Below are 16,229 nucleotides of genomic sequence, written 5' to 3'. Positions count from 1 at the left end.
GGGTTATCGCAGTATAAAACTGTGAAAGCCTGAGCTCTGACGATTACCAAAGAAGTGTGAATATTCAATAAGATCACACAACAGCATAAGATTAACCTCCTTTTTATTTTCAGTATTGCGGTTGAACAATGGAGGAATGATAGCAAAGAGGGCGATTTTAGAGCAATAGCAACCATTCATTTTGTTTATCTGTGGTTATGAGCTATTGCTGTGAGCCATTGCTATAAATCATTCTTATAATCACAGTATTTTGATGAATAAAACTGCTGATCGTTAGGGTTTGGTACCATCGATGGTTAAAATCGAATCTCAAACAAAAAGAGAGATAGCAATGGATATACAAATTAAAACGGCTACCCGTGAAGATGCACCACTGATTTTAGAGATGATCATTGAATTAGCCGTCTATGAAAAAGCACGCCATGAAGTAAAAGCGAGTGTGGCTGATATTGAAAATTCCCTTTTCGCCCCAGACTCTAAAACCGAAGCGTTACTGTGTTATGTTGATGGCAAACCCGCGGGTTATGCGGTGTTTTTTACTAGTTATTCAACATGGCTAGGCCATAATGGTATTTATTTAGAAGATTTGTATGTTTCCCCTGAATTCAGAGGGGCTGGTGCGGGGAAAAAATTACTTAAGCATATTGCGCAGTTAGCTTACAAACGTCAATGCCAGCGTTTAGAGTGGAGCGTGTTGGATTGGAACCAACCTGCGATTGATTTTTACCAAAGTATTGGGGCACAACCTCAAGACGAATGGGTACGTTACCGTATGGATGCTGAAACAATTGCGAAGTTTGCCAATTAATTTTTCAATAAAACAATATTAACTGCTAAATAATATTTTCATCACCAAATCAAAGCCAGTAAATAACGTTACTGGCTTTGTTGTTACTTTTTTATATTCCTATCTACACTTGATATTGCCTCTTTCTTCGAGGGAATAACTTTTTTGTGATATATAGCGATTTAACCTAAGCTAAATTCTGATAAACTTATAATAAATAACAAGATAGACTTAATAATTGGTTGTAATATAGCTTCTGCCTGTTATGAAAATAATAAAACAAAAAATGTAGATGATATTTATTTCAAGAAAAAACAGTTTTGTAATGTGACTAATTAATTTAATTAACGCCAAAAAAATGACTGTGATTCACTAATTTATTTCATGAATAGAGAAGGGATGGTATGAAAATAAATAAGCGCAAGGTATCGTTTTACATTATTTTAATTCTAGCGATTGCTGCGGCTGGATATTATTACTGGAATCAAAATTCGAGTAGTCTTCCTGACGGTTTTGCACAGAGCAATGGCAGAATTGAAGCGACTGAAATAGATATTGCGACTAAAACAGCAGGGCGAATCGATACCATCTTGGTCAAAGAAGGGGATTTTGTACAGCAGGGTCAAGAACTAGCTCGTATGGATACTCGTGCTTTGCAGGAACAACTTCATGAAGTACAAGCTCAATTACGCCAAGCGATTAGTGCTGTTGCGACCGCTGAGTCTGGGTTAGTACAACGAAAAAGTGAAAAGCTAGCGGCACAGGCTGTCGTTCGCCAGCGTGAAGCGGAATTAGATGCAGCACAAAAACGCTTAAATCGTTCCCGCGTGTTGGTCAAAACTAAAGCTGTTTCTCAACAACAAGTGGATGATGACACTGCCCAAATGCAAGGGGCAAAGGCGGCTCTTGAAGCGTCTAAAGCGCAAGTGGCGGCATCCACTGCGGCAATTGATTCCGCACAAGCCGGTATTGTTCAAGCTAAAAATCGTGTAGAAGCTGCCACTGCCACAGAAAGGCGTATTACCGCTGATTTAGAAGACAGTATTTTAAAAGCGCCGCGCAGTGGTCGTGTTCAATATCGTGTTGCGGAGCCTGGTGAAGTACTGGGTGCTGGTGGTCGAGTGTTGAATATGGTGGATTTAAGCGATGTTTATATGACCTTTTTCTTGCCAACGGAGCAAGCAGGCAAAGTTGCTTTAGGGAGTGAAGTCCATATTATTCTCGATGCCGCGCCGAACATTGTGATCCCCGCCAAAACGACATTTGTTGCCAGCGTTGCGCAATTTACACCAAAAACAGTCGAAACCCAAAATGAGCGCTTGAAACTCATGTTCCGCGTTCGTGCACGTATTTCCCCTGAATTATTAGAAAAGCATCTTGAATATGTGAAAACAGGTTTACCCGGTAAAGCCTATGTTCGTCTAGATGAACAAACGCCGTGGCCAACTGATCTTGAGGTGAGATTACCACAATGACCGATAAATTGATGGATGATGTGATTGTTGATTTACAGCATGTCAGCCAACATTACGGTGATAACTGTGCGTTGGACGACATAACCCTCTCTATTCCTGCTCGAAAAATGGTTGGGCTCATTGGTCCTGATGGCGTGGGCAAATCAAGCCTAATGTCATTGATTGCGGGTGCTCGGATGATCCAGCAAGGGCAAGTCAATGTTTTAAATGGGGATATGCATGATAGCGACCATCGTCGCAATGTTTGTCCTAAAATTGCCTATATGCCTCAAGGATTAGGGAAAAACCTTTATCACACGCTTTCAGTTTATGAAAACGTCGATTTTTTCGGTCGGCTATTTGGGCAATCTAATGAAGAGCGGGCATATCGCATTCAAGACCTTCTCGAAAGCACAGGGCTTGCGCCTTTTAAAGACCGACCCGCAGGAAAATTGTCGGGTGGTATGAAGCAAAAGTTGGGGTTATGTTGCGCGCTTATTCATGACCCTGACTTACTGATCCTTGATGAACCAACAACAGGGGTTGACCCTTTATCTCGAGCACAATTTTGGGATCTTATTGACCGTATTCGTGAACGACAAACCAATATGAGCGTGTTGGTCGCGACCGCCTATATGGAAGAGGCTGAGCGTTTTGACTGGTTAGTTGCGATGGACGATGGCAAGGTAATGGCAACAGGTCATGCTGCTGAATTAAAAGCACAAACTGGCTGTAACGACCTTGAAGAGGCATTCATCGCCTTATTACCTGAGGAAAAACGCGCAGGTCACCAAAAAGTGGTCATTCCGCCTCGTGATACGCGAGATGACAACGTTATCGCTATTGAAGCGCAAAATTTAACGATGCGTTTTGGTGATTTTGTCGCAGTAGATCATGTGAATTTCAAAATACCTAAAGGGGAAATTTTCGGTTTTTTAGGCTCCAATGGGTGTGGTAAATCCACCACCATGAAAATGCTGACCGGTTTATTGCAAGCAAGTGAAGGGCAAGCTTGGCTATTTGGGCAAGAGATTGACCCAAAAGACATTGAAACCCGTAAACGTGTAGGGTACATGTCCCAAGCATTTTCTCTCTATAGTGAATTGAGCGTCCAGCAAAACCTTGAGTTACACGCCAAACTGTTCCACATTCCCGAAGACAAAATAAATCAGCGTATTGATGAAATGTGCCAGCGTTTTGATTTGGATGATGTCCGCGAAACCTTACCGGATGACCTGCCTTTAGGGATACGCCAACGCCTTTCGTTAGCGGTGGCGGTGATCCACCAGCCTGAAATGTTAATTCTCGATGAACCGACTTCAGGGGTTGACCCAGTTGCTCGGGATATGTTCTGGAATTTGATGGTTGATCTATCAAGACGTGACGGTGTCACTATTTTTATCTCCACCCACTTTATGAATGAAGCAGAACGCTGTGACCGCATTTCCTTGATGCATGCGGGTAAAGTTCTCGATTGCGATACGCCAAAAAATCTGATTAAAAAGCGTGGGTTAGAAACCTTAGAAGCGACATTTATCGCGTATCTACAGGATGCGGTTGGGGATCAAAATGCGGGTCAAGAGAGCGCTCCCGAATTCCATGTGGATGCGAAGTTAAAACAGCAAGCGGCAGAAGCGCTCAAAAAGCGCTTTAGTTTTCGACGTTTGTTTAGCTATAGCATACGTGAGGGCATGGAGCTGCGACGTGACCCTGTTCGCTCCACACTGGCCTTGCTAGGTACGGTTATTCTGATGTTCATTATGGGCTATGGGATCAGTATGGATGTGGAAAATCTACGTTTTGCTGTATTAGACCGAGACCAAACAGGATTAAGCCAAGGTTATACGCTGAATTTAGCCGGATCGCGCTATTTTATTGAGCAGCCGCCTCTGCAGGATTATGAGCAACTCGAGGCAGGTATGCGCAGTGGAAAAATCACCGTTGCAATTGAAATTCCGCCTAACTTTGCTCGTGATGTTGCCAAAGGAAACAATGTTAAATTGGGCGTATGGATAGATGGGGCAATGCCAAACCGAGCTGAAACCGTACGCGGTTACGTACAAGCGATGCATTTGGCGTGGTTAAGTACGATGGCGGCACGACAGCCAGCGGGAGTAGCGGGTATTCCTGCGGTGGATATTGAAACTCGCTACCGATATAACCCTGATGTTCGCAGTTTACCAGCAATTGTTCCTGCGGTGATCCCGCTTTTATTGATGATGATCCCCGCGATGTTGAGTGCCTTGAGTGTGGTGCGAGAAAAAGAGCTAGGTTCGATTATTAACCTTTATGTCACCCCGATCACCAAATTAGAATTTCTGCTTGGTAAGCAACTTCCCTATATTGTCTTGGGGATGTTTAACTTCGTATTACTTTGCATTTTATCTGTCTATGTCTTTGGTGTGGAATTTAAAGGCAGCTTTTTATCGTTGAGCTTAGCGGCTTTTTTATACATCACAATTGCAACTGGAATGGGGCTGCTGATTTCTTGTTTTATGAAAAGCCAAATTGCGGCTATTTTTGGTACTTCAATCATCACCTTGATCCCCGCGACTCAATTCTCCGGCATGATTGACCCCGTCTCTTCTTTGGAGGGAATGGGGCGTTGGGTTGGGCAGATTTATCCTACCTCGCATTTTTTAACCATTACGCGCGGTACTTTTTCGAAAGGTCTCAATCTATTTGATTTACAAGCCTCATTTATCCCGTTGGTTATCACAATCCCGATTGTGATTGGCTTAAGTGTTTATTTCCTGAAAAAACAGGAGGCATAGGGATGATCCGTAAAATACAGAATATATTTAACCTGGGCGTTAAAGAGTTACGAAGTTTAGGGCGTGACAAAGCGATGTTGGCGCTGATTGTATTTGCCTTTACGGTTTCGATTTATTCATCAGCGACCGTGACACCGGGCTCATTGCATAACGCTCCGATTGCGATTGCAGATCAGGACAAATCCCAGCTTTCGAACCGAATCATCAATAGTTTCTATGAGCCGTATTTCTTGCCGCCGGCGGATATTGTACCAAGCCAAATTGATGGATTACTCGACAGAGGGGCATATACTTTCGCTATTGATATTCCACCCAATTTTCAAAGAGATGTATTAGCAGGACGTCATCCTCAATTGCAAGTAAATATCGATGCAACACGCATGAGTCAGGCTTTTTTGGGGAACAGTTACATACAAAATATCACCTTGGGAGAGGTAAATGAATTTTTGGCAAAATACCGTAGCCAAGGGAGTTTACCCGTCGATCTTGAAGTTCGTATGCGCTTCAACCCAAACTTAACACAATCTTGGTTTGGCTCTGTGATGGCAATCATTAACAACATCACTATGTTATCGATTGTCTTAACGGGAGCAGCGTTGATCCGTGAACGTGAGCATGGCACTGTCGAGCATTTAATGGTGATGCCACTCACTCCCTTTGAAATTATGATGTCGAAAATTTGGTCGATGGGATTAGTGGTACTAATTGCTTCTGCTGTCTCTTTATTGTTAGTGGTTAAAACCTTATTGCAGGTGCCTATTGAGGGCTCAATATTGCTGTTTATGTGTGGGGTAGCGCTGAGCTTATTTGCCACAACATCGATAGGCATTTTTATGGGGACCATCGCGCGTTCAATGCCGCAGTTTGGGCTGCTAATGATTTTGGTATTATTGCCATTAAACATGCTTTCAGGGGGAATGACCGCCCGCGAAAGTATGCCGCAACTGGTGCAGGATATTATGTTAACCATGCCAACCACGCACTTTGTTAGCTTAGCGCAAGCCATTTTGTATCGCGGCGCAGGCTTTCAAATTGTATGGCCTCAATTTGCCATTCTGGTCGTGATCGGTAGCGTATTTTTTAGCTTTGCCTTAATGCGTTTCCGTAAAACTATTGCCACGATGGCATAGTATTTATCGCACTGTATCGGCTATTTTCCATAAAACGCTTGCGGATTTTATCAGTAAGCGTTTTAATGCTTCGCCTATCAATTTTTAATTAATGATTAGATTTTGCCTATCAAATCGATAGCAACGACTGATTGGATTAAGTCTCTGAGAAACAGTAACTTAATAGTCAACCAAACAGGAGGACATCAAATGTCATTAATTAATACTCAAATCAAACCTTTTTCTAATCAAGCATTTAAAGACGGTAAATTTATCGAAGTCACAGAGAAAGATGTTGCAGGTAAATGGAGCGTTTTCTTCTTTTATCCAGCAGATTTCACCTTTGTTTGCCCAACTGAATTAGGTGACATTGCTGACCATTACGCTGAATTCCAAAAAATGGGTGTGGATATCTACTCTGTATCGACTGATACCCATTTCACGCACAAAGCATGGCATGAAAGCTCTGAAACTATCGGTAAAATCAAATACGCGATGATCGGCGACCCAACAGGTGCTCTGACTCGTAACTTCGAAAATATGCGTGAAAACGAAGGCTTAGCTGACCGTGGTACATTCGTTGTTGACCCACAAGGTATCATCCAAGCTATCGAAATCACTGCTGAAGGTATTGGTCGTGATGCTGCTGACTTACTGCGTAAAGTTAAAGCTGCTCAATATGTTGCAAGCCACCCAGGTGAAGTTTGCCCAGCTAAATGGAAAGAAGGTGAAGCAACACTGTCTCCATCTTTAGATTTAGTCGGCAAAATCTAATCGATTACCCTCGATAAGACTATTGCAAAATAAGCTACGTTGCAGGCGCTAAACACAATTAAGTAAAAAGCCTGCAACGGGCTATACGACGGGTATATGTACCCGATTTCATGACCAAGGGGATTACATGCTCGATAATAATTTACAGGCTCAATTAAAAGCCTATCTAGAAAGATTAACTAAACCTGTAGAACTGGTTTCGAATTTAGATGACAGCGCAAAATCAATTGAAATAAAACAATTACTTGAACAAATTGCGTCGCTGTCAGACAAGGTGACTGTACGTGAAGAGCACGACTCCACCCAAAGAACACCTTCATTTTTAATTACCAACCCAGGGACTAGTATTGGCGTGCGTTTTGCAGGCTCACCATTGGGTCATGAATTTACGTCTTTAGTGCTGGCGCTACTGCAAGTGGGTGGTCATCCATCCAAAGAAGCCCAAGAATTATTGGACCAAGTGAAAGGGCTTGAAGGCGATTTCAACTTTGAGACTTATTATTCATTATCTTGCCATAATTGCCCTGATGTCGTGCAGGCGTTGAACTTGATGGCAGTTTTGAATCCGAACGTTCGCCATACGGCGATTGATGGTGCGCTGTTCCAAAATGAAATCGATGAACGCAACATCATGGGTGTTCCCGCTGTTTTCTTAAACGGCAAAGAATTTGGTCAAGGTCGCATGACATTAAGCGAAATCGTGAGCAAGGTTGATACCAATGCCGATGCGCGTGCGGCAAAAGCGATTAGCGAACGTGAACCCTTTGAAGTTTTAATCATCGGTAGTGGTCCGGCGGGTGCATCAGCCGCAGTTTATACTGCACGTAAAGGCATCCGTACTGGCGTCATCGGTGAGCGTTTCGGTGGACAGGTGATGGATACCGTTGATATCGAAAACTATATTTCGGTATTGAAAACAGAAGGCGCAATTTTAGCGGGTGCCCTGAAAAATCATGTAGATAGCTATAATGTCGATGTAATTGATGGTCAATCAGTCACTAAGCTTATCCCTGCTGAGCAAATTGGCGGTTATCACCAAATCGAAACGGCATCAGGCGGCGTGATGAAAGCACGCAGTATTATCATCGCAACCGGTGCTCGCTGGAGAAATATGGGCGTACCGGGTGAGCAAGAGTACCGTACAAAAGGGATTACATTCTGCCCACACTGTGATGGTCCATTGTTTAAAGGTAAGCGTGTAGCCGTCATTGGCGGGGGTAACTCCGGTATTGAAGCCGCTATCGACTTAGCGGGTATCGTCGAACATGTCACTGTATTGGAGTTCGCATCAGAATTAAAAGCTGACTCAGTATTACAAGAAAAAGCGCGTAGCTTGAGTAATATCGACATCATTTTGAATGCACAAACCCTTGAAGTTAAAGGGGATGGCAGCAAAATGACTAGCTTAGAGTACAAAGACCGTACCGATGAAAGTGTGCATTCTTTGGAAGTGGCAGGTGCATTTGTTCAGATTGGTTTATTACCAAATACCAATTGGTTAGGGGATACCGTTGCACGTAACCGTATGGGTGAAATTGAAGTTGATGCCCGTAATGAAACCAGTGTGAAAGGCGTTTTCGCCGCAGGTGACTGTACAACAGTGCCTTACAAACAAATTATCATTTCAGCCGGAGACGGTGCAAAGGCCGCACTTAGCGCCTTTGATTACCTTATCCGCACAAGTACCAGAACCGCTGAATAGCTCATAGTTTAGCGGGTTGTAGCCAAAAGGCACTCGGGGGCGAGTGCCTTTTTTTGTGCGTGAAAGATAATCAAGATAAGCGAAAAGTAATAACATCAATATTCTTTCTTACGTTAAATGTCGTGATGGAATAAGACATTAATATTGATGATAGTCAATGGGATTATCATGTTTGATGGTCTCTGGGATATCTATTTAATGAATATCTTCGTGACTGCGGTACACCAAAGAAAGCTCAGGATGATGCCATAAGCTGGCAGGGGTGACGGTAGTGCGTTCCCATGGAATGGTGCCAATAAACCACAGCTTCCAGAAATTTAATTTGGCATTCGGATTTTTTGTTAATAATGCTCTGAAAGTTTCGATTTCACCAATACGAATAGATAGGGCTGATTGGTAAATATCGAATACAAATTTTGAGCAAAATTGGCGTGATGAATCGTATTTAAACCCAGTATGGTAAAACTTATTTAAACGAGGGAAAACTTGTGTTACTAACGCCTGTTTTTGTGTCTCGGTTAAATGTGTGGATAAACGGCGCACACTGTAACGATGCTCAGATGAACGGGCAATAAAACGCGATAATGTGGTGGTGGTCGATAATGGAATACGGCTTTCTGCCACTAAATAGTCATTGCCATCATGACCGATGATCATGCCCACATGATTACTCCAACATTGTGATGCGGAGGCAATTTGGCGGAAAACTTCAGTACCAATGCTAGTGAAAATAATGTCACCGACTTCAAGCTCATAAGGGTAATTTATTTTTGTCATGGAATACCTCAAACGGATGATAAAACTGACCTTGGCGTCATCTTATAAGCCGTTAGGTATTCGCGACAATCGGAATAGCGGCGAATATTACTTCTGTTTAGCTTGGGTATATTTTCATCAATTCTAAACTTAATAATTGAATATTTTGTATGATTTCTTGTTCGGTATGGGCGGCATAGCCGAATAGAATGGCATTATTATTTTTGCTATTAATGCAATATCGAGACAGAGGCTGCGCACCAAACCCGAGCGCTCGACATTGCTCTAGGATAATCTCTAAGTTATAGCCTTTTTTTACCCAACAGATTGTATGGATCCCTGAATCATTCATGTGAGCATCAAAAATGTGCGGGAGATATTGATTGATGGATTGGCAAAAAACAGTTTGGCGTTCATAGCAAACTTTGCGGATCTTCCGGATATGTCTCGCGTAATGACCTTCTTGAATAAACTGTGTTAAAGCGGCTTGTTCTAAATAGCTACAATGACTATCACTGTAATATTTCATCATCGTAAAAGCTTCACTCAGACTTTCTGGCACAATTAAAAATCCAAGGCGAAAACCGGGGTACATCATTTTAGAAAATGTACCAGCATAAATAACACGTTGATGATTATCCAGCCCTTGTAAGGCTTGAATCGGTTTGGATAAAAAACGGAACTCACTGTTGTAATCATCCTCAAATATCCAAGCATTATTTTGTTGCGCCCAATCTAATAATGCGAGGCGGCGGGGTAAGCTTAAAGTTGTTCCAAGAGGAAACTGATGAGATGGCGTAGTATAAATCAGTTTGGCATCACTATGATGCGCGGCGGCGTATTCAATATTTATTCCCTCATGGTCAGAGGGGATCGGTGAAATATTGGCGCCTGCGGCGGTTAAAATCGCACGAGCACTATCATAGCCGGGGTCATCGAGCCAAACAGTATCATTTTGTTTTAATAAGACTTTAGCCACCAAATTTATCGCCTGCTGTGTTCCATTCACAATAATAATTTGGTTGTCAGAGCAATGAACGCCTCGGGTTGAACGCACATAGTCAGCCAATAATTTTTTGAGCGGCGTATAGCCGTCAGGGTGATTATAGTGGGTAATTTCTTGTTTGGATTTTCGCCAAACTCGCCCTAATAATCGCCCCCAAAGATCATGGGGAAATTGGTCAACACAACCGACGCCAATATTAAATATTGAGCACTTATTGGTATTTGGGCGTGATTGTTCCCAAAGTGGTTGAAGGTTATTCAACATGGGGTTCAGATAAAGTGCAGGATTTTCTTGTTGAGAACAAGCTTGATGAGAGGCTGTGGTACGAACTAACTCATCAGGAATTTGAGCAGAAACATAAGTTCCAGAGCCTTGTTTTGAGTATAAATAACCTTCATCAATTAGGCGTTCAAATCCCGCAATGACTGAGTTACGCGAAATTGACATCATCTCAGCCAGCGCCCGAGTCGAAGGTAATTTCAGGCCAGCGGCAATTCGGCCATCTAGAATTGCACTACGGATTGTGTGATAAACCCCTTCATTGATTCGACCTTGTTCGAGCAATAAAAGTGGAAACTGAGCCTGCTGCTTTCTTCTCATAAGTGGATCCTAAATAAATCACAAAAGTGTACCTTATGCAGTACCAGATAGCTCAGTACTATAACCCCATCGAGTAATATGTCTACTAATGGAAGGGTTATTATGAATAATGCAGAATTACCAGTTTCTATCGAATTTGTTTCCCCTGATCACTACCCAGAATGGTTAGTTTATTGGTTAGAATATCAAAAGTTTTATCAAGTAGATTTAAGTGAAGAAATTACATTAAAAGCGTGGGAGCGCTTCTTTGATGAAAAAGAACCCATGTATTGTGCGGTAGCAGTCGAAGGTGACAAGGTTGTTGGTTTTGTTAATTATCTTTTCCATCGTTCGACATGGGCGAAAAATGACTTTTGTTATTTAGAGGATTTGTATGTAACGCCTGAAGTTCGTGGTCGCCATGTGGGTAAACAACTCATTGAGTTTGTTCAACAGCAAGCGCAAAAAAAACAGTGTGGAAGATTGTACTGGCATACACAAGAGACTAATTTACGGGGACAGAAGTTATACAATTGGGTGGCAGAAAAACCGGGTGTTATCGAATATAGAATGCCACTATAACGACGATATCATTAAATCGAGTGCCCGCTGTTGCTTTAACAGCGGGATATGATTGCTAAAAATCTTAATTTGCTAATTGTGCCCGTACTTCCATTAATGCAAAACCTAATAGATTTAAACCTTTCCATGTGAGTGGATTTTCAATATTTTCTGCATCTTCTGCTAAACCAATTCCCCATATTTTGTCGACAGGGCTCGCTTCAACAAGCACCCGCTCATTAGTCGCGAGTAGGAATTGTTTTAACGCCTCATTTTGGGAGAATTTTGCCAAATTAGCTTTCACAACAATATTATAGCGGTTTGCATCCCAAATATCTTGCTTGAACCCGCGAACTTCTCGACCAAATGCTTTTGCTGCACCAGGATTAGGTGCATGAATAATTTTTTGTAGCGTTTCATTATCATCAAATAAGCGGGCTTTTTCAGCCATCATAAAATGTTCGGCGCTAGCAAAGCGATTGTTATCAACGATAAAAGGGGCGGGATACCATTGGCTAAAACAGCTTTTTGTTACTTGATGTTGTTTAGACTGATGCCCCCAAAAAAGACATATTTAAATTTTTTACCTGTTCGATAGAGCTTACAAAGGTTTTTTATATCCATAAGACTAACTTGAAAAATAATCATTAGATACGGTTAGATTAACGATAAACCAATGGCTTGGCTATCGGAATTACCCGTACTCTTGTTGCAAAGGAAAAATAATTTTTGAATAAAGCTCACATTCTTGAAATGTATTAATTGGTATCGCTTTTTTTAACTAACACACATTTTATTTTAACGATATTATAACAAATATAAATTTATAATTATTTTAAAAAAGAATTAATTAATTATGGAAAAGATTTTACTGGTGTTATGGCCATTATTTGCTCTTATTACAATGGGTTTTATATTGCGTAGAACTGCACTGTTTTCTGCTGATTTTTGGCCGAGTGCGGAAAAGCTTAATTACTTCATTTTATTTCCAGCTTTACTAATAAGCAGTTTAGCAAATGCGCCGTTAGATAATCCAAAATTGCCTTATCTTGCATGTGCAATTTTGTTTATTCTTGCGATAAGCTCATTGTTCGTGGTGCTGAGTAAATATTTATTCAAAATCTCGATTCCAAGATTTGGGGCTCATATTCAAGGAATTATTCGTTTTAATACCTATTTAGGTCTTGCAATTATTGTTGATCTATTTGGATCGGAAGGGATTGCTATTTCTGCGGTAATTATGGCGATTTTAGTGCCCAGCTGCAATGTGATTGCTGTGTTATCATTGAGTGCAGGTAAGAAAGTCACATTAAAGCAACTTGTGATGCCTATTGCTAAAAACCCTCTGATAATATCTTGTGTTATCGGAATTTTATTAAATTTATTACCTATTGGTTTACCATTTGGTTCTGACCAATTTTTAAAATTACTGGCAGCAGCGAGTTTACCATTAGGGTTAATTTGCATTGGTGGAGCACTACAAACAGCAACATTGAGAAAAGAGTTTAAACCAATCATGGTTTCAACATTATTACGTTTGCTTGCGATGCCTATTTTAGCGGTATTAACTGCCCATTTATTTTCATTACCAGCATTAGAAAGGGTTCTTTTGGTGATCTTTTTCGCTATTCCTACTGCCCCGACGTCCTATATTTTAACCAAACAACTCAATGGTGATAGCCAATTGATGGCTGGAATTATTACTTTTCAAACTATTCTTGCGGTTATTACATTACCGCTAGTTTTAACATTAATTACTCAATAATATTATTTTTATATAGAAAGCAACATCATAATTATTATTATGATGTTGCTTTCTATGGCGAAGTGAAGTGAGAAATGCAGTTACTTAACAAGTTTACAATCACGACCCTTGTCGTCAGAAATACGGTTATTAACAGCATCATCTTCAGAAATAGTCGCTAAGTTTAATCCTGCTTTGCTGCTCCATAGTTGGAAATTTTCACCAACATAGCGAGCGCCACTCGCGGCTTCTTTGTTTTTCAGTAAAATCAATTCATCGTTGTAAAGCATCACTGCTGTATCTTGATTAGGGAAAGAAACTTTAATTTTTTGTCCATCGCAGTTATAGGTTTGTGTTTTAGCGGCGAATGCAGATGACGATACAGCCAAAACGGATAATGCAGCGATAGAAGAAACTAAAAGAGTTTTTTTCATTGGTTTTCCTTAATACCTTTTAAGTATTTATACCAGCGTTCATAAACATTAAAACGATAAGCTACAGAGATATAGTATTACTTTTAAATATACATAGTATAAACATTTAGTCACTATTTTATGAAATTTAATAATATTCTTAATTTCAACTTAATCTCCTTTGTAAATAACGATATAAATATTTTTAGATGTATTTTTGTTTTTTTAAATAGAAGCTAATAAATTATCCAAGGCTTTTAATAATCTATAGGTGTAATCTTAAATTTAATTTGAATATATATTTTTATCTTGAATTCATGATAGGAACAGATATAGGTAAAAATCGCCAAATAAAAGATAAAATAAACGAAAAGTTTAACCTATTAAATTTTCAAGGATTAAATGCAATTTCTTGTGAGTGTTCGATGAATAACATACACTGAAGGCGTAAATTTTACGTCATTTGATAAGGAGTTAAGCGTGTCTTTGGAACAATGCCGAAAATATGAAAATCTTTCTATAGAAGAGACAATCGAAACACTCTCATTACTCTATTCAAATGCCATTGATGCTCTAAGAAACGCAATTGCAACCTACGTTGAAAAGGGCACTATACCGGATGTCAACGCACGAAATAGTGGGTTATTTGCTTACCCTGAACTGTGTGTAACATGGGGTGGTAAGGTTGACCATTGTGAAAAAACGCGAGCTTATGCTCGTTTTGTGAAACAAGGTGACTACAGTATTACCGTGACGCAACCGGAACTGTTTCGTGCCTACCTTGTGGAACAATTGACCATATTCCAACAAGACTATGACGTATCTTTTGCAGTTCGTCCGTCTAAAACAGAGATTCCATATCCATTCGTTATTGACGGTTCTGATCTTATTCTCGATAGAAGTATGAGTAGTAGTTTGGCAGCTCATTTCCCCATCACGGATCTTTCCCATATAAGTGATGATATCACCGATGGTTTATATCATGTGACAGACGATATGCCATTATCCCATTTTGATGCATTGAGAGTTGATTTCTCGTTAGCACGCTTGAAACATTATACGGGCACACCCCCAGAGCATGTTCAGCCCTATATTTTGTTTACGAACTATAATCGCTATGTCGATGAATTTGTTAATTGGGCTTGTGAACAAATTCGTGACCCAGAAAGTCGCTATATTGCATTATCTTGCGTAGGGCATAATTACTTAACTGCTGAAAATGCAGATCCTCAATTTGCCACATCTGATTTAACATGGAAAAAATTCCAAATGCCTGCATATCATCTGATTGCTCGTGATGGTGTGGGAATAACGCTAGTTAACATCGGAGTGGGGCCTTCAAATGCAAAAAATATTTGTGACCATTTGGCGGTATTACGCCCACACACATGGTTAATGATTGGTCACTGTGGCGGCTTGCGTGAAAGTCAAAAAATTGGTGATTATGTGTTAGCCCACGCTTATTTGCGTGATGACCATATTTTAGATGATGTATTACCGCCAGATATTCCTATTCCGAGTATTGCTGAAGTGCAACGCGCGTTGTATGACGCGACGAAACAAGTGAGTAATATGCCAGGTGAGCTGGTTAAACAGCGCTTACGTACCGGAACAGTGGTCACGACGGATGACCGAAACTGGGAATTGCGTTTTTTTGCAACAGCTCGTCGTTTTAGTCTAAGTCGTGCTGTTGCTGTTGACATGGAAAGTGCCACAATTGCAGCTCAAGGTTACCGTTTCCGTGTGCCTTATGGCACTTTACTTTGTGTTTCAGATAAGCCTATTCATGGTGAAATTAAATTACCGGGGCAAGCGAACAGTTTCTATGAAGGTGCAATATCAGAGCATCTGCAAATTGGGATCCGCGCTATCGACTTATTGAGGCAAGAAGGCGATAAGCTGCACTCCCGAAAATTAAGAACATTTGACGAGCCACCATTTAGATAATATCGAGGATGGAATACGTGATCCCTGAACTTGAAACAGATAGATTAATTTTAGCGAAACATGAAGTTAGTGATTTTTCTGCGCTTTCTCAATTATGGGGACAGCGGTCAATGGTTCAACACATTGGCGGAGTTCCTTCAACTGAACGTGAATCATGGATGCGCATGTTAGCGTACGGTGGGTTATGGCCATTACTTGGATTTGGGTATTGGGCGGTTAGAGAAAAGGGGACAGGGAACTACGTTGGAGACCTTGGGTTTGCCGATTTTCATCGTATTGTTGAGCCACATGTTAAAGGAATTCCTGAAGCTGGGTGGGTGATTGCCCCCGAATATCAAGGTAGGGGTTATGCGACAGAGGCGATGAAGGGCGCATTATCATGGTTGATAGCCCAACAAAAACATCAAGAAAGTATTTGTTTCATAGGACCTCAAAATATTCCATCATTGCGTGTTGCAGAAAAATTGGGGTACACGCAAGACAAAGAAGTGTTTATGAACGGTAGCATCTCAGTATTGTTGCGTAAAAATCTGATTCAATCTTAATTATCCCATTTTCGATAACAATTAATCCTATTCTTATCCATAGAATAGGATTAATTCCCTTAGTAGACTCTTAAAATT

The 16,229-nt window shown here is 40.8% G+C and carries 13 protein-coding genes and 1 pseudogene; 10 read left to right on the top strand and 4 right to left on the bottom strand.

Annotation, left to right across the window (positions count from 1 at the left end; genetic code table 11):
• Positions 1-331 precede the first annotated feature (331 nt).
• From PROVALCAL_RS13595 to ahpF, 6 genes are all read left to right on the top strand, one after another.
• Positions 332-808, top strand: coding sequence for a GNAT family N-acetyltransferase (locus PROVALCAL_RS13595; RefSeq protein ID WP_006661794.1), 477 nt, complete (start codon positions 332-334; stop codon positions 806-808).
• Positions 809-1,191: 383 nt separating this feature from the next.
• A complete protein-coding gene (locus PROVALCAL_RS13590; protein ID WP_006659872.1) occupies positions 1,192-2,262 on the top strand; it encodes an HlyD family secretion protein in 1,071 nt (356 codons plus the stop codon).
• Positions 2,259-5,015, top strand: a complete 2,757-nt coding sequence (gene rbbA, locus PROVALCAL_RS13585) for a ribosome-associated ATPase/putative transporter RbbA (protein WP_006659871.1) — start codon at positions 2,259-2,261, stop codon at positions 5,013-5,015. The genes PROVALCAL_RS13590 and rbbA overlap by 4 nt, the downstream gene beginning before the upstream one ends.
• Before the next feature lie 5 nt (positions 5,016-5,020).
• Positions 5,021-6,145 (top strand): ABC transporter permease, encoded by a 1,125-nt coding sequence (locus PROVALCAL_RS13580; protein WP_181665357.1) that lies wholly within the window; start codon positions 5,021-5,023, stop codon positions 6,143-6,145.
• 189 nt (positions 6,146-6,334) lie between these two features.
• Positions 6,335-6,898: an alkyl hydroperoxide reductase subunit C gene (ahpC, locus tag PROVALCAL_RS13575; RefSeq protein WP_006659869.1), complete on the top strand. Its 564-nt coding sequence runs from the start codon at positions 6,335-6,337 to the stop codon at positions 6,896-6,898.
• 127 nt (positions 6,899-7,025) lie between these two features.
• On the top strand, positions 7,026-8,600 hold the full coding sequence (gene ahpF / locus PROVALCAL_RS13570) for an alkyl hydroperoxide reductase subunit F (RefSeq protein ID WP_006659868.1): 1,575 nt from the start codon (positions 7,026-7,028) through the stop codon (positions 8,598-8,600).
• A 195-nt stretch (positions 8,601-8,795) separates the two neighbouring features.
• Here the strand turns inward: ahpF and PROVALCAL_RS13565 are convergent, their stop codons facing one another.
• Positions 8,796-9,377: a YebB family permuted papain-like enzyme gene (locus tag PROVALCAL_RS13565; RefSeq protein ID WP_006659866.1), complete on the bottom strand. Its 582-nt coding sequence runs from the start codon at positions 9,375-9,377 to the stop codon at positions 8,796-8,798.
• 97 nt (positions 9,378-9,474) lie between these two features.
• The gene (gene pdxR / locus PROVALCAL_RS13560; protein WP_006659865.1) at positions 9,475-10,962 is read right to left on the bottom strand and encodes a MocR-like pyridoxine biosynthesis transcription factor PdxR; all 1,488 of its coding nucleotides are present in this window, start codon (positions 10,960-10,962) and stop codon (positions 9,475-9,477) included.
• Positions 10,963-11,064: 102 nt separating this feature from the next.
• Between pdxR and PROVALCAL_RS13555 the strand changes: the two genes are divergently transcribed.
• Entirely contained in the window at positions 11,065-11,523 is a 459-nt protein-coding gene (locus tag PROVALCAL_RS13555; RefSeq protein ID WP_006661780.1) for a GNAT family N-acetyltransferase, read from the top strand.
• A gap of 64 nt (positions 11,524-11,587) precedes the next feature.
• On the opposite strand, the pseudogene PROVALCAL_RS13550 reads toward PROVALCAL_RS13555, so the two are convergent.
• Positions 11,588-12,126, bottom strand: a pseudogene (locus PROVALCAL_RS13550) (NADAR family protein).
• Positions 12,127-12,358: 232 nt separating this feature from the next.
• Here PROVALCAL_RS13550 and PROVALCAL_RS13545 point away from each other — a divergent pair.
• Entirely contained in the window at positions 12,359-13,267 is a 909-nt protein-coding gene (locus tag PROVALCAL_RS13545) for an AEC family transporter (RefSeq protein ID WP_006659861.1), read from the top strand.
• Between the two features lie 80 nt (positions 13,268-13,347).
• Here the strand turns inward: PROVALCAL_RS13545 and PROVALCAL_RS13540 are convergent, their stop codons facing one another.
• On the bottom strand, positions 13,348-13,680 hold the full coding sequence (locus PROVALCAL_RS13540) for an MliC family protein (RefSeq protein WP_006659860.1): 333 nt from the start codon (positions 13,678-13,680) through the stop codon (positions 13,348-13,350).
• A 498-nt stretch (positions 13,681-14,178) separates the two neighbouring features.
• Between PROVALCAL_RS13540 and PROVALCAL_RS13535 the strand changes: the two genes are divergently transcribed.
• Together PROVALCAL_RS13535 and PROVALCAL_RS13530 are read left to right on the top strand one after the other, a co-directional pair.
• Positions 14,179-15,606 carry an AMP nucleosidase gene (locus PROVALCAL_RS13535; RefSeq protein ID WP_442959950.1) on the top strand — a complete coding sequence of 476 codons (1,428 nt, stop codon included), beginning with the start codon at positions 14,179-14,181 and terminating at the stop codon, positions 15,604-15,606.
• A gap of 8 nt (positions 15,607-15,614) precedes the next feature.
• Positions 15,615-16,151 (top strand): GNAT family N-acetyltransferase, encoded by a 537-nt coding sequence (locus PROVALCAL_RS13530; protein WP_006659858.1) that lies wholly within the window; start codon positions 15,615-15,617, stop codon positions 16,149-16,151.
• Positions 16,152-16,229: the final 78 nt, after the last annotated feature.

The organism is Providencia alcalifaciens DSM 30120, assembly GCF_000173415.1.
Taxonomy (GTDB): domain Bacteria; phylum Pseudomonadota; class Gammaproteobacteria; order Enterobacterales; family Enterobacteriaceae; genus Providencia; species Providencia alcalifaciens.
Note: the sequence above shows the minus strand (reverse complement) of the source record. Positions and strands in the feature narration are given on the sequence as shown.